Genomic DNA, 18,512 nt, shown 5'->3' with positions numbered 1-18,512 from the left:
ACGAGCGTACCGGAACGATCGTTACAGACGTGTTTCGGTGACCCGGGCATCCGCGGTCACGGGAGCAGCGACGAGCTGCCCCCGGGCGGCGGTGACGCCGGACGCGGTGGACGCCACCACGCGCCCGCGCAGCCAGGTCTCGGTGACGCGGCCACGGGCCTCCAGGCCGGCGAACGCGGAGACCGGGTTGCGGTGTGCGAGGCCGGCCACGTCGATGACCGCCGTGACGGACGGGTCGAACACGGCGAAGTGGGCGAGCGCGCCCGGGGCGATGACCCCACGGTCGGTGAAGCCGACGAGTGCCGCCGGACCGGTGGTGAACAGCGGCAGCAGTGCCTCGAGCGGGACGCCGCGGCGGAGGGCCTCGGTCCAGACGGCGCGGAACCCGACCTGCAGGCCGGCGATGCCGCCCCAGGCGAGTCCCCAGTCGTCGACCTTGAGGTCGGCGGTCGACGGCGAGTGGTCCGACACGATCATGTCGATCGTGCCGTCGAGCACGCCGGCCCACAGGGCGTCGCGGTTCGCGTCGTCACGGATCGGCGGGCAGCACTTGTACTCGGTCGCGCCGTCCGGGATGGAACCCGCTTCGAACGACAGGTAGTGCGGGCAGGTCTCGACCGTGATCCGGACGCCGTCGTCCTTCGCGGCGCGGATCATCGGGATCGCACCGGCGTCGGACAGGTGCAGGATGTGGACCCGCGCGCCGGTGGCCCGTGCGCCGTCGATGACCCGCGCGATGGCGGACCGCTCGGCGTCGACCGGCCGGGTGGCGAGGAAGTCCTCGTAGTGGCCGCCGAGCGCGGCGTGGTCGACCAGGAACTCGGGGTCCTCGGCGTGCACGATGAGCAGGGCGTCGATCCGGGCGACCTCCTCGATCGCGGCGCGCAGTTGGTCGGCGTCCAGGTGCGGGAACTCGTCGACCCCGGACGGCGCGGTGAAGCACTTGAACCCGAAGACGCCCGCGTCGTGCAGTGCGCCGAGCGAGCCGGCGTTGTCGGGGACCGCCCCGCCCCAGAACCCGACGTCGACGGCGACCCGCCCCTCGGCACTCGCGCGCTTCACGGCGAGCGCCTCGACCGTCGTCGTCGCGGGGATCGAATTGAGCGGCATGTCGATGATGGTCGTGACCCCGCCGAGTGCGGCGGCCCGGGTCGCGGACGCGAACCCCTCCCACTCGGTGCGTCCGGGTTCGTTGACGTGCACGTGGGTGTCGACGAGGCCGGGCAGCAGGACCTGGTCGTCCGGCACGGTGCGGTCGTCGAGCGCCCGGACCACGGCGTCGACCGGCAGGACGGTGTCGACGCGGCCGTCGCGCACGACGACCGCCGCTGGGCGGAAGGCTCCGTCGATCCACGCGCGGTCGGCGCGCAGGACGAGGTCCGCGATGGTGCCGGCGGCGGCCGGGAGGCCCGTCATGCGCCCGCCCCGACCGTCGCGCCCGCCGTCGGCTGGCGTTCGAAGCCCGCCAGCAGACCCGACATCGCCTTCGTCGGCGGGGTGGCGTACTCGCCGTGCTTGCCCGTCGAGAGCCCGAGCCGCACGAGCGACTCGGCGAGCACGGTCGCCGCGGCGACGCCGTCGACGACCGGCGCCCCGATCGCCCGCGAGACCTCGGCGCAGAAGTCCGCCATCCCCGCGCAGCCGAGCACGACCGCGTCGGCTCCGCCGGCGATGACGGCCCGGCACTCCTCGATCACCAGGGCGCGTGCTCCCGAAGCGGGGTCGTCCAGTTCGAGCACCGCGACCTCACACGCCCGGATCTCGGTGACGAGCGAGGCGAACCCGTAGCGCTCGGCGAGCTCGTGGGCCCGGCCGGTCGTCCGCGCCAGGGTCGTCACGACGCCGAACCGGCGCCCGAGCATCGCCGCCGCGTGGAAGCCCGCCTCGGCGATCCCGATGACCGGCCCGGAGGCGAGCTCCCGCGCGGCGTCGAGCCCCGGGTCACCGAAGCAGGCGACGACGTGGGCGTCCACGCCGTCCTGCTCCCCGAGCGCGATCTGCTCGAGGAGCCCCGGCACCGCGAGCGCCTCTTCGTAGTGGCTCTCGATCGACGCGGGGCCCATCGTGGGGTTCACCGCCTCGACGATGGTGCCCGGGCCGGCGACCGCGGTGGCGGCGACGCCGATCGAGCGGGTCATCGAAGCGGTGGTGTTCGGGTTGACGACGCGGATGCGCATCGGGGTCCTTCCGGTGGTGCGGGCGGTGCGGGTGTCGCTGGTGGTGCGGGGGCGTCTCAGGCTCGCCCGATGGCGGCGCCGTCGTCGACCGTCGGGTCGTCCGAGGCGAGTTCCGGCATGCTCGGCCGGATCCGCTCGAGGCCCCAGAAGACCACGAGTCCCAGGCCGCAGCCGATGAACCAGCTGTAGTTGTTCAGCCCCGGCAGGATCCCGAGCGCGGGCGGCAGGACCGCACTGGCGACCGAGACCACCCCGGTGACGACGAGGGTACCGATGGCGTTCGGGTTGAAGCCGCCGCGGTACCAGTACCGGGCCGAGGTGTCCTTCGTGTACATGTCGTCGACGGCGATGCGCTGCTTCCCGACGATGTAGTAGCCGGCGATCAGGATGCCGAACAGCGGGCCGATGAGGGCACCGAGCACCCCGAGCGTGTACAGGATGGCCTGGTCGTTGCCGTACCAGTTCCACGGGGTCAGCAGCACGGAGCCGACCGCGGCGATCATGCCGCCGGCTCGCCACGAGATCCGGCGCGGCGCGACGTTCGAGAAGTCGAACGCGGGGCTGATGAAGTTCGCGACGATGTTGATGCCGACCGTCGCCGTGACGAAGGTCAGGCCGCCGAGCAGGATCGCGAACGGGGCGCCGATCGCCTGCACGGTCTCGATCGGGTCGGTGATGAGCTTGCCGAACACCGGCACGGTGGCACTCGCACACAGCACGGTGAGCACCGAGAAGAACAGGAAGTTGATCGGCAGGCCCCAGAAGTTGCCCCGCTTGACCGCCGCGAAGGACTTGCCGTAGCGCGAGAAGTCACCGAAGTTGAGCATCGGGCCGGAGAAGTAGCTGACCACCAGGGCGACCGCGGAGAGCATGACCGGGATCGATGCGCCGAAGGACAGCGGCTCGCCCACCGACAGCGTGAACGAGATGTTGCCGATGCCGGCCTGGCTGACGAGGTAGATCGCCAGGGCGATCATCACGACGTACACCGCCGGGCCCGCCCAGTCGATGAACTTCTTGATGGCCTCCATGCCCATCCAGAACAGGGCCCCCTGCGCGACCCACAGGATCGCGTACGAGATCCACCCGAGTGCCGACAGCCCCAGGAACGAGTGGTCGAGCAGCCCGGCCGAGGCGGGGATGAACTTCAGGAAGATGATGTTGAGCGACTGCGCGGCGAGGAACGTCTGCACGCCGTACCAGGCCATCGCGATCAGCCCGCGGATGATCGCGGGCACGTTCGCCCCGAGCACCCCGAACACCGCACGGTTGATGACCGGGTAGGGCACGCCGGTGCGCTGCGACGGCTTGGCGACGAGGTTGGCGAAGACCTGCACGATCAGGATGCCGACCACCAGGGCGATGAGCACCTGCCAGCTGGCGATGCCGAGTGCGAAGAGCGACCCGGCGGTGACGTAGCCGCCGACCGAGTGCACGTCGGACATCCAGAAGGCGAAGAAGTTGTAGCTCGTCCAGCTCTGCTTGCGCAGCGGGGCGAGGTCCTCGTTCGTGAGCGCCGGGTCGTACCCGGGCTTGACGACGCCGGCACCGGCGGGTGCGGCGGTCGTGGTGGGGGCGTGGGGCGCTGCGACGGGTGTCACGAGATCGGTAGCCATGGCGTCCTCCGAGGGAGTGGGGTGGGGAGGCGGTGATCGCCTCCACCACAGAAGCTAGGGAGCCTCTTCGCGCCCGCCGTTTCCCTCGTGTAACGGTCGTGTGTCGTGGGTGCCGTCCTGAAACGCTCGTTCCGACTCGCGGAACCTGCACAGGCGTGTGCAGGAAGATGCGTCCATGCCCGACACCATCCGTTACGTCGCGATCGGCGACAGCTTCTCGGAGGGCATCGGCGACGCCGGCGCCGTTCCGTTCCCCGGTTGGACCGGCCGACTCGCGAGCGGCATGGCCCGAGCGCACGACGCAGACGTCCGGTACGCCAACCTCGCCGTCCGCGGTCGCCTGCTCGCCGGGGTCCTCGGAGAGCAGCTCGACGCGGCGCTCGCACTCGACCCCACACCGACCCTGATCACGTTCTGCGCGGGCGGCAACGACCTGCTCCGGCCACGGTTCGACGCCCACGCCCTCATCGCCCCGCTCGAAGCGGCGGTCGCCACGGTCCTGAGCCGCGGCGTCCGCCTGGCGCTGCTGAGCCCCGCCGACCCGAGTGCCCGGCTCCCCCTCGGACGCCTCATCAACGCGCGCGGCGACGCCTGGGCGGATGCGCTCGCCGACCTCGCCGACCGGTACGACCTGCCATTCGTCGACGTGTCCCGTGATCCACACCTGCGCCGTGCCGAGTTCTGGTCCGACGACCGACTGCACATGAACGCGACCGGCCACCAACGCGTCGCCGACCTCGCCCTGCACGCGATCGTGGACGGCCCCCTGCCCGGAACGCCGGTGTCGGAGCCGACCGGTCGCACCCGACTCCCCGAGGAACTCCGCTACTACCGCGAGCACGTCCTGCCGTGGGTGCAGCGTCGCGTGACCCGACGGTCGTCGGGCGACGGACGCTCGGCAACGTACCCGGCATGGACCGCCGTCGACTGATCGCGCACGATCGCGGCGGTTCTCCGCAAGCGACTGGTTGCCCGCTTGTCGCGCGGCAGACTGAGCGCTCTACTCGGTGGGATCACGTCCGAGCCGAACTCAGGGGAGACGGCACCATGACCACTGCGCCACGCCCATCCGGCACCACCGCGACACGCACCCCGACCGTCAGCACCCCGACGGGCACGCCCAGCACCGCACACGGCATCGACCACATCGGGCTCACCGTGCCCGACATCGACCAGGCCACCGACTTCTTCGTCCTGGGACTCGACGCCGTCCCCCTGTACGACCGGTTCCTCCGAAGCGAACCGCTCCGCGGTGAACCCGACGTCCAGCGCCGCCTCGGCATCCCGAAGACCATGGCCCAGGGTGCGCTGCGGATGCTCGCGCTGCCGAACGGTCCAGGGCTCGAGCTGTTCGAGTACCACGGCTCGGACCAGCGATCGGCAGCGCGGGCCAGCGACCTCGGCTGGCAGCACGTCGCGTTCTACGTCGACGACATCGACCACGCGCTGTCGCACATCGAGACGGCGGGCGGCCAGCGGTACGCCGACCCGCGGGACCTCGGCGGCAACGAAGGCGGATCGGGCAACCGGTTCGTGTACGTCGGGACGCCGTGGGGATCCACGATCGAGTTGATCACCTACCCGACCCGGCAGTCGTACGAGGACCACGCCCCGCGACCGAAGTGGCGGGTCTGAGCGGTCAGCGCACCGAGGCCGCGGCGACGTAGGTCCGCGTCGGCTTGCCGGTGAGGGCATGCGGGAACTCGACTCCGTCCGCCCGGAACCCGCCGGCTTCGTAGAGCCGCAGCGCCCGCTCGTTGCCGGCGAGCGCGTGCAGGACGACCGCGGAGTGTCCCGCCGCCGCTGCTGCGTCGACCGACGCGGCCAGGAGCGCACGCCCGACCCCCCGCGCCTGCACGTCCGGGCGGACGGCGAGCAGCGACAGGTAGGCGGCGTCGCCCGGGTCGGTCGACCGTCCGGACCCCGGCGCCGTCACGAGCGCGAAGCCGTCGATCGCACCGGCCACTCCGGTGGCGACGAGCAGGGCGACGCGCGCCACGGCGAACTTCGACGCCGCACGGGCACGCACCGCGCCTGACTCCGGAACGCCGTCACGTGCCGCGACCGCTGCGACCCACAGGTCGACACAGGCCGACACCTCGTCCGGGGCCGCAGGACGCACGGACACGGACGGTTCGATCACCCGGTCAGCCTACGACCGCGCTGCTGCCGATCCTGAACGACGCCCCACGGTGCTCGTCGGGCAGCCGGTCGCCGCGGCCGTGCAGCTTGTGCCGCAGCGATCCGGGCTCGTAGCCGGTCGGGTACGCCCCGCGGGCACGGAGTTCGGGGATCACGAACTCGATGACGTCCTCCCACGTGCCCGGGGTCACCGCGTACGCCAGGTTGAACCCGTCGACGTCGGTGCGTTCCTGGATCTCCTGCAGCCGGTCGGCGATGGTCGCTCCCCCGCCGACGGCGACCGGCCCGAGGCCGCCGATCGCGGTGTGCCGGGCGAGGTCGCGGATCGTCCACGAACTGCCGTCCTCGCCGGTCGCCGCTGCGATGTTCGCCGCTGCCGACTGGATGGCGTTCGACTCCACGTCGCCGAGGGGCTCGTCGAGGTCCCACTGCGACAGGTCGACGCCCATCCAGCCGGAGTTGAGCACCAGCGCACCGAGCTCCGACGCGTACGACAGGTAGTCCTCGTACTTCGCCTGGGCCAGCTCGTCGGTGGCGTCCGTGATCACGGTGAGCAGTGTGTAGACGCGAGCGGCGTAGCGGTCGCGACCAGCTGCCTCCAGGGCGTCACGGACCTTCGCGACGGTCGACGCGAGCTGCTCGACGGTCGGTGCGCCCACGAAGACGGCTTCGGCGTTCTCCGCTGCGAAGCGGATGCCGCGCGGCGACGCGCCCGCCTGGTAGATGACGGGCGAACGCTGCACCGACGGCTCGGACAGGTGGATGCCCGGCACGTCGAAGTGCTTGCCGTGGTGCTCGATCGGGTGCACCTTCGCCGGGTCCGTGAAGACGCCGGACGCTCGGTCGGCGACGACCGCGTCGTCCTCCCACGAGCCCTCCCACAGCTTGTAGAGGACCTCGAGGTACTCGTCGGCAACGTCGTAGCGGTCGTCGTGCGACAGCTGGTCGGTCTGGCCCATGTTCCGCGCGGCGCTCGGCAGGTACCCGGTGACGACGTTCCAGCCGACCCGCCCCTTGGTCAGGTGGTCGAGCGTGGAGATCCGCCGGGCGAACGGGTACGGGTGCTCGTACGCCGTGCCCGCCGTGATCCCGAAGCCGAGGTGCTCGGTCACCGACGCCATCGCCGACACCAGCAGGATCGGATCGTTGACCGGCACCTGCGAGCCGGTGCGGAGTGCGGCCTCGTTCGAGTCGCCGTAGACGTCGTACGTGCCCAGGACGTCGGCGATGAAGATGCCGTCGAACGCGCCGCCCTCGAGCGTCTTCGCCAGGTCCGTCCAGTACGTCAGGTCGCGGTAGTCGCGCGATCGGTCGCGCGGGTGCCGCCACAGCCCGGAGGACTGGTGCGCAACGCAGTTCATGTCGAACGCGTTGAAGCGGATCTGCCGGGGCTCGCTGCTGCTGGTCACGCCGTGACGCTACGTGCGGGGTCTGCGTCCGTCATCCATCGTGACGAAGCGTGACGCCCGCAGCTCAGGCGCGGTCGTGCAGCGTGACCTGGTAGCCGTCCGGGTCGGCGAAGGTGAACGTCCGACCGAACGGGCCGTCGATCGGTGCCGACACGATCGTGTGGCCGTCGGCCACCAGGGCGTCGTGGATGGCCTGCACGTCGGTCGCGTGCAGCCAGATCGCCGCACCGATGCCCGGCTGGGTCACGGCGTCGAGGTCGGTGCCGGGGACGACGTCCCGCAGCGCGAACGCGATCGGCGTGGTCTCGAAGACGACGGCGTGCGGCGGGCCGGCCTGCGATCGGACGAGACCGAGGTACTGCTCGTAGAACGCCTGGGACGCCGTCAGGTCGCGGGTCTGCAGGGAGATGAAGTCGGGGCCGGTGACGGGCATGTGGTACTCCTTCGTGTCGTGTCAGTTTTCTGACACGGAGCAATCTATGTCAGACTCCTGACATGAGTCAAGACGGAATCGACCTCGAGACGTCACTCGGGTACCTGCTCAAGGAAGCCGCGAGCGCGCTCCGCGCCGCGATGGAGGCCGTGCTGCGTCCGCTCGGCATGACGATGACGCACTACTCGTGCCTCGAACTCCTGGCGCAGCGCCCCGGACTGTCGAACTCCGAGCTCGCCCGCGGCGCCTTCGTCACGCGGCAGTCGATGAACGTGTTGCTGCAGGCGCTGGAACGGGACGGCTTCGTGACGCGGGCCACCGAAGCACCGGTCGGCAAAGCGCTCCCGACGCGGTTGACAGCGAGCGGCCGCGCGAGCCTCGAGCGGGCGAGCGCGGCCGTCCGTGGTGTCGAGGTCCGGATGCTCGACGGCCTGTCGGACGAGCAGCAGGTCGCGGCGCGGGGGGCGTTGCGCAGCATGGTGCGCTCCCTCCGTGGAACCGCCGACGACGAGGTCGGCTCGGTCTGACCACGCAGTACCCTGCCACTGACATTGTCGTATTTCATGAGGGGGACCGTTCATGCACGAGGACTTCACCGGCCTGTACCTGTCGAGCCTCTGGCTCAGCGTCGCGATGCTCGCCGGTGGGTTCGCGCGGACCCGGAACCGATCGGCGTGGACCTGGTTCCTCCTGACGCTGCTGTTCGGCCCGCTCGCGGTGCTGCTGCTCGTCACGTGGCCGGCGCGTCCGCCCGGCCGGACCGACCCCGCGCGGACCGATGCGTCCGCATCGGCACCGGACACGGGCGGTTCCGAGGAGTAGCCCTGACGCAGAAGCGCGCAGGACCAGATCCTCTCAGGGAAGGGCGGACACCATGGCGCTGCAGGACGATGTCGTCACCGACGTCGGCGGGGATCGACGACTGCGGACCGCGCTGTTGATCGTCGGCATCGTGGCGGTCCTCGTCGGTGTCGCCGCGCTCGTGCTCCCGCACGCGACGCTGTTCGCGGTCGCGTGGGTGTTCGGCATCTACCTGCTGGTGTCCGGCCTGTCGATGGTCGTCCGTGCGTTCGCCCGCGGGATCGGCACCGGCCGCCGCATCGGCTTGGTCGTCCTCGGTGTGCTGATCCTCGCCGGGGGCATCGTGGCGCTCGTCGCCCCGCCGGTCGGGGTGCGGTGGATCGCGTTCGTGATCGGCTTCGCCTGGCTGGTCGAGGGCATCACCCTGCTCTACGCCCCGACACCGACGAACCGTGCCCTGACGATCGGTGCCGCGGTGCTCAGCATCGTCATCGGCGTGCTCGTCATCAACCTGCCGTCCATCGGGGCAGCGCTCGCCGTCGTCGCCATCGCCGGCTTCCTGATCCTGTTCGGCATCGTGCAGATCGCCCTCGGGATCACCGTCGGACGCACTGACCGATCCGCCGCGACCGCCGGTCGAGCAGTCTGACCACGGCCGCTGCGAAGGGCCCGTCACCCGTCGAAGAGGACGTCGGCAGCGTCCCTCGGGGCGAACTGCGCTTCGAAGTCGCGTTCGTTGGGGATCCACACGTCCCGCCACAGGTCGTGGTGGTCACGTCCGAGCCGGCGATCGCGCGCCATGCCGCGACGAGCGGCGGTGTCGAGGTCCACGTCGCACCAGACCGCCACGTCGATGTGCGGCATCGCGTCGGGGTGGAAGAGGCCGATGAGGTCGACGACCACGACGTCCGTCGTCGGCAGTGGCTCCGCGGGACCGAGCGCCCGGACCGACCAGTCGAACCGGTGGAACGTGCTCGCTCGCCCCGTCCGGTGCGGTTCGAGGACGGACGACATCAGACGCGCCCGATCGACGCCGTCCCAGTCGGCCGACCGCCGGTGGGACCGCTCTGGATCGAGGAAGTCGTCTCCACGGATCCGCACCGCGCCCGGCACGTTCCCGGCCAGACTGCGCGCCAGCGTGGACTTCCCGGAGCCGCAGTACCCCGAGATGCCGACGACGATGGGGTGCCCGGCCGAGGCGCGGCGTGCCGCCACGAGGTCGATGACACCGTGCTGATCCATCGGACCAGCGTACGAGCCGATCACCAGCACGGGATCCGCGCCGACGACTCCTAGGCTCGACGGGTGGACGTCACACTGCGGAACAGCATCCCCGAGGACATCGAGTGGCTCGTCGAGCTGCGTGCGCAGGTCCTCCGTGCCGACCTGGAGCGTCTCGGCCGCTTCGACGCGGTCCGGGTCCGCGGGCGGATGCGTGATGCCTTCGCGCCCGAGCACACTCGGGTCGTCGCGGTCGACGGCCGCGACGTCGGCTCGATCACCACGCGGGTCGACGACGACACCCGCTGGGTCGAGCACTTCTACCTCGCGCCGGAGGTCCAGGGGCGGGGCGTCGGATCGACAGTGCTCCGGACCGTCCTGGCCGAGCCCCACACGGGTGCGACGCGACTCAACGTCCTGCAGGGCAGCGCCGCGCGCCGGCTCTACGAACGGCACGGTTTCGTCGTCGACACCGAGGACGATGTCGACGTCTTCATGACGCATCGTCACGTCTGAACGATAGGTTCGACGCATGAGCCACGTTCTGCGATCCATCGGCCGGGTGGTGCTGACCACGCTGCAGTACCTGGCCGCCGTACTGAGTGCCATCGGTTCCGGCGGTGCCACCGCCCCGGCCCAGCCACCCACCCGATCTACGAAGCCGCGGGACGAGTACCGCCCCTGAGCAGGGCCTACAGCACCTTGGCGTACCACCGGTCGGAGTACGGGTCGTCGTTGAACGGTGCGACCCGTACGAACCCGAGCCGTTCGTAGAGCGCGCAGGCCTCGGCGAGCTCAGCCCGGGTGCCGAGACGCAGCGACATGGTCCCGCGCTCCCGGCAGACCGCCTCCACGTGTCGCAGGAGCGCCGATCCGACACCCCGACCGCGGCGCTCCGGCAGCGTGAAGACCTTCGTCAGCTCACCGACGGCACCCACGAAACGCACGCCGGCCTTTTCGGGCCCGGTCGGCGACCAGCTGCGGACGGGAGGCGCGGGGCGGGCCGGCCACGGGCCTCCTGGCCGTCACGTGGTCGCGATCGCGAGCCGCACCCGGCTCAGCGGGACGCGGTCGCCTCACGCGCGGCGGCTTCCGCCGCGACCCAGGCGAGCATGCCGCACTTGACCCGCATGACGAACTTCGAGACGCCGTGGAAGGCGATGAGGTCCTCGAGGACGTCCTCGTCGGGCTCGCCGACGCCGCGGGAGCGCATCATCGTGCGGAACTCGTCGGTCAGTGCGAGGAGCTCCGGGACCGTGCGGCCGACGGCCATGTCGGTGAGGACCGATGCCGAGGCCATCGAGATCGAGCAGCCGTCGCCCTGCCAGGCGAGACCGGCGATCCGGTCGGTGCCCGGTTCGAGGCGGATGCGGACGGTGATCTCGTCACCGCACGTGGGGTTGCGCTCGAAGTGCGAGGCGTCGGCGTCGGGCAGGTCGCCGTCGCCGTGCCGGGCCTTGGCGTGATCGAGGATGACCTGCTGGTACAGGCTGTCGAGGGCGTTCACGCGGTCGCTCCGAAGTAGCCGCGGACCTCGCCGACGGCCGCGATGAACCGGTCGACGTCGTGCTCGGTCGTGTAGACGTAGGTGCTCGCGCGGCTGGTGGCGACCAGGCCGAGGCGGCGGTGCAGGGGCTGGGCGCAGTGGTGCCCCGAGCGGACGGCGATGCCCTGCGCATCGAGGTACTGCGACACGTCGTGGGCGTGCACGCCGTCGACGTCGAACGACACCAGGCCCGATCGCGGGACGCCGACCGGTGGACCGACCACGCGGATGCCGGGGACGGCGGCCAGGCCGTCGAGCATGCGCCGGGCGAGGTGCTCCTCGTGCGCGCGGACACGCTCCATGCCGATGCCCTGCAGGTAGCGGACGGCCTCGGCAAGGGCGACGGCCTGCGACACGGGCTGCGTTCCGGCCTCGAACCGCTCGGGCGCCGGCATGAACTCCGACGCCTGCATGGTCACGGTGGTGATCATGGACCCACCGGTGCGGAACGGGGGCAACGCGTTCAACAGCTCACTGCGGCCCCAGAGCACGCCGATGCCGTTCGGACCGAGCATCTTGTGCCCGGAGAACGCCGCGAAGTCGACGCCGAGCTGCTGCACGTCGAGCGGCCGGTGCGGCGCGGACTGGCAGGCGTCGAGCACGACCAGTGCGCCACGGGCGTGGGCGAGACCGACGATCTGCTCGACGGGGGCGACCATGCCGGTGACGTTCGAGACGTGCGCGAACGCGACGACCTTGGTGTGGTCGGTGATCAGGGCCGCGGTGTCCTCGGCGGTCCAGGTGCCGTCGTCGGCGACCGGGACCCAGCGGAGCGTCGCACCGGTCAGCGCGGCGAGTTCCTGCCACGGCACCAGGTTCGCGTGGTGCTCGGCCTCGGTGACCAGGATCTCGTCGCCCGGTCCGATGCGGAAGCGAGCGGCGTCGACCCCACCGCGGCCACGACTGGCGTTCGCGATGCCGTAGGCGACGAGGTTGAGGGCGTCGGTGGCGTTCGCGGTCCAGACGACCTCGCTCGGACCGGCAGCGCCGATGAAGTCGGCGACGGTGGCACGGGCGTCCTCGTAGGCATCGGTGCTCAGCGCCGCGAGCGTGTGCGCGCCGCGGTGCACGGCGGCGTTGTCGTGCTCGAGGAACCGGCGCTCGGCGTCGAGGACCTGGGTCGGGCGTTCCGCCGTCGCCCCGGAGTCCAGGTACGCCAGCGGTTGCCCGTTCACGTCCTGCGCGAGGACCGGGAAGTCCGACTTGATCGTCTCGACCTCGGCCTCGGTGAGCGGCTGGTTCGGCGCCACGACTGTCACGTCTCGTCCTCCTGGTGTTGCTGTCCGGAGCAACCCGTCAATGGTGGCCGTTGTTCCCGACGGCGTCCAGTCGGCACGGCAACGGCCCAGGACCGCGCCGGGTCCTGGGCCGTCGCACTGTGGGGCTACTCGTTGCCGATCTTCTTGTCCGCAGCGTCGCGGGCACCGTCGATCTTGTCGTCGTACTTGCCACCGGTGGCCTTCTTGACCGCGTCGGCGACACCCCCGAGGACCTTGTCGCTGATGTCCTCGGCCTTCTCGCTCTTCAGGGCGTCCTGGACCTTGTTGTCCTTCAGGAAGTCCTGGGCCTTCTTCGTGATGTCGTCGAACCCCGCCATGGCCTGCTCCTCAGCTCGGTGCGGAGCCCGTCGCTCCGTCATGCCGCAGATCGTAGGCCGCAGAACCGTCGTCTGTCCCGGAACGTGACGAGGTGTTCACACCATCTGGGCGCTGCGTCGACGCGCCAGGACGTACCCGACCGCGACCGCCCCCGACACCGCGAGGAGCGACGGGATGAGGATGTCGGTGCCCTCCTGCGTGAACTCGACCACCAGGACGAGCGCCGTGAACGGGGCCCGCATCGTGGTCGCCAGGAACGCCGCGGCGCCGACGAACGCGAAGGCCGCCAGGCCGGGGCCGTCAGCGGGCCAGAGCAGGAGCCACGCGCCACCGAGGCCGCCGCCGATCGCCGAACCGATCGCGATCGACGGCGTCAGGGTGCCGCCGACCGCGCCGGCACCGATGGTGGCCGACGTGGTGATCGTGCGGACGACGCCGAGCAGCAGGAGCAGCACGATCGGCGCCAGGCCGGCGACGGTGCCGTCGTCGAGCGAGGCGTTCATCGCGACGAGGCCCAGCGCCCGCCCGTTGCCGAGGATCTCGGGGAACGGCACCGCGATGAGCCCGACCATCGCGAACACCACCGGCAGCACGACGAGCAGGTGCCAGCCCTTGGGCGCGATGCCCTGCAGCCGGTTGGTGAGCTTCACGAACCCGACGCCGGCCAGGCCGAGGACGGGCCCGACGATGATCGCCCAGACGAGCAGTGACGGCGACATGTGCATCGCCGGCACGTGGTAGAGCACCTCGTCCGGGATCACGAGCCGGGCGACGAACGCGGCGACGGCACTCGTGGCGAACGCGGGCAGGGCCGTGGCGAAGCTGATCTCGCCGAGCAGGACCTCGACGGCGAACAGCGCCCCACCGAGCGGGACGTCGTACACCGCGGCGAGGCCCGCCGCCGCTCCGCAGGCGACCAGGATCTTCGTCTCGCGCGAGGTGAGACCGGCACGACGGGTGACGAGCTGGGAGAGCCAGGCGCCGACCTCGCGCGGAGCGACCTCCTTGCCGATCGAGGCACCGAGACCGACCGCCAGGATCTGCACGCCGGCGTTCGCCAGGGTCGCGAGTGCGGGCATCCGCTTGCCGCCGACCGCCGCGGTGACCGACACGATCGGACGCCCCCAGCGCCGGAGCGCCCACCAAGCGAAGCCCGTCAGGACACCGGCGGCCACGAGCGCGAGGAACCGGTTCAGCGCCGACGGTGCGTCCGCCGCCTCGAGGTGCCCACCGAAGCCGTACCCGAAGGCCACGAACTGGATGAGCTGCAACGCGAGCCACACGGCGATGCCGGCGATGCCGCCGGAGACGCCCACCAGGGCGGTGACGACGGCGAGCTTGAGCGCCCAGACGGGGGTCGCGTGTCCGGAGCGCGGCATGTCGAGAACCCTAGCGGCTCCGATCACCGGCACCGGGCCTCCCGGTCGTCCCACCTGCCGTCAGACGGCCGTGAGACGGAACGGGACCACGCAGTCGGCGGGCATGAGCGGCGGGTGCAGGCCGACCGTGCCGAGCACCCGACCGCTGAACACCCGTGCGCCGCTCCACCAGTCCGGTCGGACGATCCCGTGCCCGTCACCGACCACGATCGGGTCGACGCGGTACGAGACGTCCGGGTCGAGGTCGCGGAACGTGACCCGACCGGTGCCGGACACCTCGGACCGCCCGATGCTCGCCAGGAAGAAGACCGCCTGCTGCCGGTCCGGTGTGACCGTGCCGTACACGAGCCGGGAGTCGTCGACCTCGTCCATCCGCACCAGGTCGCCGCCGTGCAGCAGCCCGCGCAGCTCCTTGTACAGCGCGATCCACTCCGCCAGCGACACCGACTCCTCCGCCGTCGCCTCGGTGAGGTCCCACTCGATGCCCAGGTGCCCGACGAGCGCGGTTCCGGCCCGGAAGGCCAGGTCGTGCACGCGGCCCGTCGAGTGGTTCCTGCCGCTCGCGATGTGCGCGCCGAGGAGTTCCGGGGGCAGGAGCTGCTGCGTCCACCGGTGCATCTGCTGCCGCTCGAGGGGGTCGATGTCGTCGGACACCCAGACGCGGTCGGTGTGCTCGATCACGCCGAGGTCGACCCGTGCGCCACCCGACGCGCACGACTCGATCTCGAGCGTCGGGAAGCGATCCTTCAGGGTCGCCATCAGCCGGTACGTCGCCAGGGTCTGCTCGTGCACCGCCGCACCGCCACCGGGGAATCCGGCCTCCACCAGGTCGCGGTTGTGGTCCCACTTGACGTACTCGATGCCGTACTCGCCGATGATCGCCGTCATCCGTTCGAGCACGTACTCGTACGCCTCGGGGATCGCCAGGTCGAGCACCTGCTGGTCGCGGGACCGCATCGGCAGTCGGCCGCCCGCCTGCATGATCCACTCCGGGTGAGCGCGGGCGAGGTCGCTGTCCTCGTTCACCATCTCGGGTTCGAACCACAGGCCGAACTCCATGCCGAGGGCCCGGACGCGGTCCACGATCGGCCCGAGCCCGTCGGGCCAGACGTCCTCGTCGACGTACCAGTCGCCGAGCCCGAGGTGGTCGTTCCGGCGCCCGCGGAACCACCCGTCGTCGAGCACGTACCGCTCGACGCCGAGGGCCGCGGCACGCTCCGCCAGGTCGGTCAGCCGGGCGAGGTCGTGGTCGAAGTACACGGCCTCCCAGACGTTGATCGTCATCGGCCGCGGGGTCGTCGGGTGCTGTGGGCGGCTGCGGAGCCACCGGTGGAAGCGTCGGGCCTGGTCGTCGAGCCCGTCACCGTGGGCGAACCACACCCACGGCCCCTCGTACGTCTCGCCCGTGCCGAGCCGGACCTCGCCCGGCAGCAGCAGTTCGCCGCCGCCGATCACCTGGCGCCCGGTCGACAGGCGTTCGGCGTGGTGCCGGTGGTTCCCGCTCCACCCGGTGTGCACGCCCCAGACCTGACCGCCCGCGAAGCCGAAGCCGGGCTCCCCCACCGTCAGGACGGTCGCGGCGTCGGCACCGGTCCGGCCCTTCCGGCTCTCGCGCTGGTGGGTGCCGACGACGAGCTCGCGGCGCTGCGGAGTGCGTTCCTTGCCCCATCGACCGGCGAAGTCCAGGATCTCGCGCGCACCGGACGGGATCGGCATCGCCACCGTCAGGTCGTCGACCGTGTAGACGCCGTCGGCGGTGTTCGTGACCGCAGCCCGGGCACGGACGAGTCCGGAGACGAGCACCTCGATCGTCAGCCGGACGGCGAGCCCCGCGGTGTCGTCGGCAGCCTCGGCGGTGACGGTCGAGTCGGTCACGTCGAGCGACCGCACGGTGAACGCCGGCGACCAGTCGTGGCCGTCGCGGTGTCCGGCCAGGCCGGGTCGTCCGCTCCACCCGCGGTTCGGCTCGGGCAGCACGGCGACACGGACGGGGTCGTCCATCTCGTTCTGGGCCACGGGGGCGACGTCCGCGTCGGCGAGTGCGACGAGCGCGTCGTCGTCGAGTGGCCCGAGGGCTGCTCCCCAGTGCACCACCACGGGCAGCGCGTGGTCACGGCAGTCGAGGACGAGGGAGACGCCCCCGGCGGTCAGGTGGACGAGGTCGTGCGAGGTCACGGCCCCAGTCTTCCTCAGAACCAGCGCTTGACCTTGAACACGACCCACAGGATCGCGGCGAACAGGATCATCCCGACGATCGACAGCGGGTAGCCCCAGGTCCACGTCAGCTCGGGCATGTGCGTGAAGTTCATGCCGTAGATGGCGGCGATGAGCGTCGGGGCGAACAGGATCGCCGCCCAGCCGGAGATCCGCTTCGTGTCGTCGTTCTGCTTCTGCGCCGCCAGGGTGGAGTCGACGGTCAGCGCGTTCTGCAGCAGCTGCCGGAACGTGTCCAGCCGCTCCACCGTGCGGATGGCGTGGTCGAGGACGTCACGGAACCGGCGCTGCATCTCGATCGGAAGGTGGTACTTCTCGGCGCCGCGGTGCAGGTTCTCGATGATGTGGATCAGCGGGCGGGCCGCGCGCTGGAAGTCGACGACCTCGCCGAACAGTTCGTAGATGCGCCGCGAGACCCCGGCCTCGCCCGCGAACAGCTGGTCCTCGATCTGGTTGATGTCCTCTTCCAGCCCGTCGATCACCGGCACGTAGCCGTCGACGATCGTGTCCATGAGCGCCCAGAGCTGCGCCTGCGGCCCGACCGTCACCAGGCCGGGCTTGCCGCTCATCCGCTGCAGCGCTCGCGGGACGGTCGGCTTGCCGCGCGGGTCGGCCTTCACCACGACGAGGAAGAAGTCCTCGCCGACGAAGGCGTGCACCTCGCCGAACGCCACCTCTTCCTGCCCGTCGTTGTAGAGCGCGGGCTTGAGGACCACGAAGAGCGTCGAGCCGTACCGCTCGAGCTTCGGCCGCTGGTGCCCCTCGGCGGAGTCCTCGACCGCGAGCTCGTGCAGGCCCAGGGCGACCGCGACGTCGCCGAGCTCCTGCGCGTCCGGTTGGTACAGCACGATGCACGCGCTCGCACCCTGCTCGTCGAGCATCCGGAAGGTGTCGTCCAGCGACGGACTCGCCATCGGGGCGATCCGATCGACGTACACGGTGTTCATCTCGACGCTCACGCGACCACCGTACGCAGGTGACCGGCTTTCGGACGGGAGGCCCGTGGCGGGCCCGCCACGGGCCTCCCGTCCGCCGTCCCCCACAGGCTGAACGCACGCTGCGCGCCCGACAGGACCGCCCGCCTACGGTGCAGGTCATCAGCATGCTGACGAAGGGAACGGTCATGAAGAGGATCTGGAAGCGCATCGCGGTCGCCGTGAGTGCCGTCGTCGCGGTGGTCGGGGCGTTCGTCGGGTCCGGCGCGGCCGGCGGGACGCCGATCCAGGACGCTGCCGGCGGCGCGCTGTCCGCGTCGTCGACCGCCATCGCACCGGACGGCCCGGCGTTCTCGATCTGGAGCGTCGTCTACGTCGGCCTCATCGCCTACGCCGTCCGCCAGCTCTTCCGCACGTCGGACGACGACCGGCACGCGAAGCTGGCCGTGCCGGCGATCCTGTCGCTGCTGCTCAACGCGGCGTGGATCCTGTCGGTGCAGTTCGGGTTCCTGTGGGCGAGCGAACCGATCATCGTGGCCCTGCTCGCGGTGCTGGTCTGGACGTTCACGATCCTGCGGCGGACGAAGCCCTCCGGCGTCGTCGAGGCGATCGTCACCGACGGCACGTTCGGCCTCTACCTCGGATGGGTGTGCGTCGCGACGGCGGCGAACACGGCCGCGGTGCTGACCGCAGCGGGTTTCCGGGGCTTCGACCTCGGGCAGGACGTCTGGGGTGTGCTCGTCGCAGCGGTGGCCGGGCTCGTCGGGCTCCTGCTGGCGGTGTGGGGACGGGGCCGTCTGGCGCCGATGCTGTCCCTGGCCTGGGGGCTGGCGTGGGTGGCGGTCGCCCGACTCGACGGTCCGCTGGTGTCGACGCCGACCGCCGTCGCTGCGGTCGTCGCAGCCGCCGCGGTCGTGGTGGTGACGGTCGCCGTGCGGGCGCGGGCGGGCTGGTCCGGCGCGCGTGGGCTGGCCCGAGTCTCAGCCTGAGCGACACTTCCCGGGCGCTCGGCTGCGAGAACTGTCGCCCAGCCCGAGTCTC

At 71.2% G+C, this 18,512-nt stretch carries 22 protein-coding genes; 8 read left to right on the top strand and 14 right to left on the bottom strand.

Features of this window, described 5'->3' with window-relative positions; translation table 11 throughout:
* Nucleotides 1-21: 21 nt before the first annotated feature.
* The 3 genes from allB to OGL88_RS10205 are packed head-to-tail and all read right to left on the bottom strand — an operon-like array spanning nt 22 to nt 3,793.
* Nucleotides 22-1,416, bottom strand: a complete 1,395-nt coding sequence (allB, locus tag OGL88_RS10215; protein ID WP_263091279.1) for an allantoinase AllB — start codon at nt 1,414-1,416, stop codon at nt 22-24.
* Nucleotides 1,413-2,177 carry an aspartate/glutamate racemase family protein gene (locus tag OGL88_RS10210; protein ID WP_205462863.1) on the bottom strand — a complete coding sequence of 255 codons (765 nt, stop codon included), beginning with the start codon at nt 2,175-2,177 and terminating at the stop codon, nt 1,413-1,415. The genes allB and OGL88_RS10210 overlap by 4 nt, the downstream gene beginning before the upstream one ends.
* A gap of 56 nt (nt 2,178-2,233) precedes the next feature.
* A complete protein-coding gene (locus OGL88_RS10205; RefSeq protein WP_263091278.1) occupies nt 2,234-3,793 on the bottom strand; it encodes an NCS1 family nucleobase:cation symporter-1 in 1,560 nt (519 codons plus the stop codon).
* A gap of 175 nt (nt 3,794-3,968) precedes the next feature.
* On the opposite strand from OGL88_RS10205, the gene OGL88_RS10200 reads away from it, so the two are divergent.
* Together OGL88_RS10200 and OGL88_RS10195 are read left to right on the top strand one after the other, a co-directional pair.
* A complete protein-coding gene (locus OGL88_RS10200) occupies nt 3,969-4,724 on the top strand; it encodes an SGNH/GDSL hydrolase family protein (RefSeq protein WP_263091277.1) in 756 nt (251 codons plus the stop codon).
* Between the two features lie 116 nt (nt 4,725-4,840).
* Nucleotides 4,841-5,428: a VOC family protein gene (locus OGL88_RS10195; protein WP_263091276.1), complete on the top strand. Its 588-nt coding sequence runs from the start codon at nt 4,841-4,843 to the stop codon at nt 5,426-5,428.
* Between the two features lie 4 nt (nt 5,429-5,432).
* On the opposite strand, the gene OGL88_RS10190 is transcribed toward OGL88_RS10195, so the two are convergent.
* The 3 genes from OGL88_RS10190 to OGL88_RS10180 all read right to left on the bottom strand — a co-directional run bounded on the left by OGL88_RS10190 (nt 5,433) and on the right by OGL88_RS10180 (nt 7,777).
* Nucleotides 5,433-5,936: a GNAT family N-acetyltransferase gene (locus OGL88_RS10190; protein WP_263091275.1), complete on the bottom strand. Its 504-nt coding sequence runs from the start codon at nt 5,934-5,936 to the stop codon at nt 5,433-5,435.
* 4 nt (nt 5,937-5,940) lie between these two features.
* Nucleotides 5,941-7,344: an LLM class flavin-dependent oxidoreductase gene (locus tag OGL88_RS10185; protein ID WP_263091274.1), complete on the bottom strand. Its 1,404-nt coding sequence runs from the start codon at nt 7,342-7,344 to the stop codon at nt 5,941-5,943.
* 64 nt (nt 7,345-7,408) lie between these two features.
* The gene (locus OGL88_RS10180; protein WP_263091273.1) at nt 7,409-7,777 is read right to left on the bottom strand and encodes a VOC family protein; all 369 of its coding nucleotides are present in this window, start codon (nt 7,775-7,777) and stop codon (nt 7,409-7,411) included.
* A gap of 62 nt (nt 7,778-7,839) precedes the next feature.
* On the opposite strand from OGL88_RS10180, the gene OGL88_RS10175 reads away from it, so the two are divergent.
* Genes OGL88_RS10175 through OGL88_RS10165 form a run of 3 tightly spaced genes read left to right on the top strand, consistent with a single transcriptional unit; the run spans nt 7,840 to nt 9,227 of the window.
* Nucleotides 7,840-8,304 carry a MarR family winged helix-turn-helix transcriptional regulator gene (locus OGL88_RS10175; protein WP_263091272.1) on the top strand — a complete coding sequence of 155 codons (465 nt, stop codon included), beginning with the start codon at nt 7,840-7,842 and terminating at the stop codon, nt 8,302-8,304.
* 52 nt (nt 8,305-8,356) lie between these two features.
* A complete protein-coding gene (locus OGL88_RS10170; protein ID WP_263091271.1) occupies nt 8,357-8,599 on the top strand; it encodes a hypothetical protein in 243 nt (80 codons plus the stop codon).
* Between the two features lie 52 nt (nt 8,600-8,651).
* Nucleotides 8,652-9,227 carry an HdeD family acid-resistance protein gene (locus OGL88_RS10165; protein ID WP_263091270.1) on the top strand — a complete coding sequence of 192 codons (576 nt, stop codon included), beginning with the start codon at nt 8,652-8,654 and terminating at the stop codon, nt 9,225-9,227.
* 23 nt (nt 9,228-9,250) lie between these two features.
* On the opposite strand, the gene OGL88_RS10160 is transcribed toward OGL88_RS10165, so the two are convergent.
* The gene (locus OGL88_RS10160; protein ID WP_263091269.1) at nt 9,251-9,820 is read right to left on the bottom strand and encodes a uridine kinase family protein; all 570 of its coding nucleotides are present in this window, start codon (nt 9,818-9,820) and stop codon (nt 9,251-9,253) included.
* A 63-nt stretch (nt 9,821-9,883) separates the two neighbouring features.
* On the opposite strand from OGL88_RS10160, the gene OGL88_RS10155 reads away from it, so the two are divergent.
* Nucleotides 9,884-10,315: a GNAT family N-acetyltransferase gene (locus OGL88_RS10155; RefSeq protein ID WP_263091268.1), complete on the top strand. Its 432-nt coding sequence runs from the start codon at nt 9,884-9,886 to the stop codon at nt 10,313-10,315.
* 16 nt (nt 10,316-10,331) lie between these two features.
* A complete protein-coding gene (locus tag OGL88_RS10150; protein WP_165901119.1) occupies nt 10,332-10,484 on the top strand; it encodes a hypothetical protein in 153 nt (50 codons plus the stop codon).
* 7 nt (nt 10,485-10,491) lie between these two features.
* On the opposite strand, the gene OGL88_RS10145 is transcribed toward OGL88_RS10150, so the two are convergent.
* From OGL88_RS10145 to OGL88_RS10115, 7 genes are all read right to left on the bottom strand, one after another.
* Nucleotides 10,492-10,746: a GNAT family N-acetyltransferase gene (locus tag OGL88_RS10145; RefSeq protein ID WP_263091267.1), complete on the bottom strand. Its 255-nt coding sequence runs from the start codon at nt 10,744-10,746 to the stop codon at nt 10,492-10,494.
* A gap of 110 nt (nt 10,747-10,856) precedes the next feature.
* Complete coding sequence (sufU, locus tag OGL88_RS10140) at nt 10,857-11,306, bottom strand: Fe-S cluster assembly sulfur transfer protein SufU (RefSeq protein ID WP_123338759.1); 450 nt, start codon at nt 11,304-11,306, stop codon at nt 10,857-10,859.
* The gene (locus OGL88_RS10135) at nt 11,303-12,595 is read right to left on the bottom strand and encodes an aminotransferase class V-fold PLP-dependent enzyme (RefSeq protein ID WP_263091326.1); all 1,293 of its coding nucleotides are present in this window, start codon (nt 12,593-12,595) and stop codon (nt 11,303-11,305) included. Before OGL88_RS10135 ends, sufU begins: the two co-directional genes overlap by 4 nt.
* 134 nt (nt 12,596-12,729) lie before the next feature.
* On the bottom strand, nt 12,730-12,984 hold the full coding sequence (locus OGL88_RS10130; RefSeq protein ID WP_374102075.1) for an antitoxin: 255 nt from the start codon (nt 12,982-12,984) through the stop codon (nt 12,730-12,732).
* Between the two features lie 54 nt (nt 12,985-13,038).
* On the bottom strand, nt 13,039-14,322 hold the full coding sequence (locus tag OGL88_RS10125) for a chloride channel protein (RefSeq protein ID WP_263091266.1): 1,284 nt from the start codon (nt 14,320-14,322) through the stop codon (nt 13,039-13,041).
* 60 nt (nt 14,323-14,382) lie between these two features.
* A complete protein-coding gene (locus OGL88_RS10120; protein WP_263091265.1) occupies nt 14,383-16,497 on the bottom strand; it encodes an alpha-galactosidase in 2,115 nt (704 codons plus the stop codon).
* A 14-nt stretch (nt 16,498-16,511) separates the two neighbouring features.
* A complete protein-coding gene (locus OGL88_RS10115) occupies nt 16,512-17,495 on the bottom strand; it encodes a magnesium and cobalt transport protein CorA (protein ID WP_240347381.1) in 984 nt (327 codons plus the stop codon).
* Nucleotides 17,496-17,659: 164 nt separating this feature from the next.
* Here OGL88_RS10115 and OGL88_RS10110 point away from each other — a divergent pair, with 164 nt between their 5' ends.
* A complete protein-coding gene (locus OGL88_RS10110; protein WP_263091264.1) occupies nt 17,660-18,460 on the top strand; it encodes a tryptophan-rich sensory protein in 801 nt (266 codons plus the stop codon).
* Nucleotides 18,461-18,512 lie beyond the last annotated feature (52 nt).

This window comes from Curtobacterium sp. RIT-PI-V (assembly GCF_025642935.1).
GTDB lineage: Bacteria > Actinomycetota > Actinomycetes > Actinomycetales > Microbacteriaceae > Curtobacterium.
Note: the sequence above shows the minus strand (reverse complement) of the source record. Positions and strands in the feature narration are given on the sequence as shown.

Excerpts from the sequence above, each read along its gene's own strand:
- OGL88_RS10130 (WP_374102075.1), bottom strand. The coding sequence starts at position 12,984 with ATGACGGAGCGACGGGCTCCGCACCGAGCTGAGGAGCAGGCCATGGCG.
- OGL88_RS10165 (WP_263091270.1), top strand. The coding sequence starts at position 8,652 with ATGGCGCTGCAGGACGATGTCGTCACCGACGTCGGCGGGGATCGACGA.
- OGL88_RS10205 (WP_263091278.1), bottom strand. The coding sequence starts at position 3,793 with ATGGCTACCGATCTCGTGACACCCGTCGCAGCGCCCCACGCCCCCACC.
- allB (WP_263091279.1), bottom strand. The coding sequence starts at position 1,416 with ATGACGGGCCTCCCGGCCGCCGCCGGCACCATCGCGGACCTCGTCCTG.
- OGL88_RS10125 (WP_263091266.1), bottom strand. The coding sequence starts at position 14,322 with ATGCCGCGCTCCGGACACGCGACCCCCGTCTGGGCGCTCAAGCTCGCC.
- OGL88_RS10210 (WP_205462863.1), bottom strand. The coding sequence starts at position 2,177 with ATGCGCATCCGCGTCGTCAACCCGAACACCACCGCTTCGATGACCCGC.
- OGL88_RS10110 (WP_263091264.1), top strand. The coding sequence starts at position 17,660 with ATGAAGAGGATCTGGAAGCGCATCGCGGTCGCCGTGAGTGCCGTCGTC.
- OGL88_RS10150 (WP_165901119.1), top strand. The coding sequence starts at position 10,332 with ATGAGCCACGTTCTGCGATCCATCGGCCGGGTGGTGCTGACCACGCTG.
- OGL88_RS10160 (WP_263091269.1), bottom strand. The coding sequence starts at position 9,820 with ATGGATCAGCACGGTGTCATCGACCTCGTGGCGGCACGCCGCGCCTCG.
- OGL88_RS10180 (WP_263091273.1), bottom strand. The coding sequence starts at position 7,777 with ATGCCCGTCACCGGCCCCGACTTCATCTCCCTGCAGACCCGCGACCTG.
- OGL88_RS10170 (WP_263091271.1), top strand. The coding sequence starts at position 8,357 with ATGCACGAGGACTTCACCGGCCTGTACCTGTCGAGCCTCTGGCTCAGC.
- OGL88_RS10200 (WP_263091277.1), top strand. The coding sequence starts at position 3,969 with ATGCCCGACACCATCCGTTACGTCGCGATCGGCGACAGCTTCTCGGAG.
- OGL88_RS10195 (WP_263091276.1), top strand. The coding sequence starts at position 4,841 with ATGACCACTGCGCCACGCCCATCCGGCACCACCGCGACACGCACCCCG.
- OGL88_RS10175 (WP_263091272.1), top strand. The coding sequence starts at position 7,840 with ATGAGTCAAGACGGAATCGACCTCGAGACGTCACTCGGGTACCTGCTC.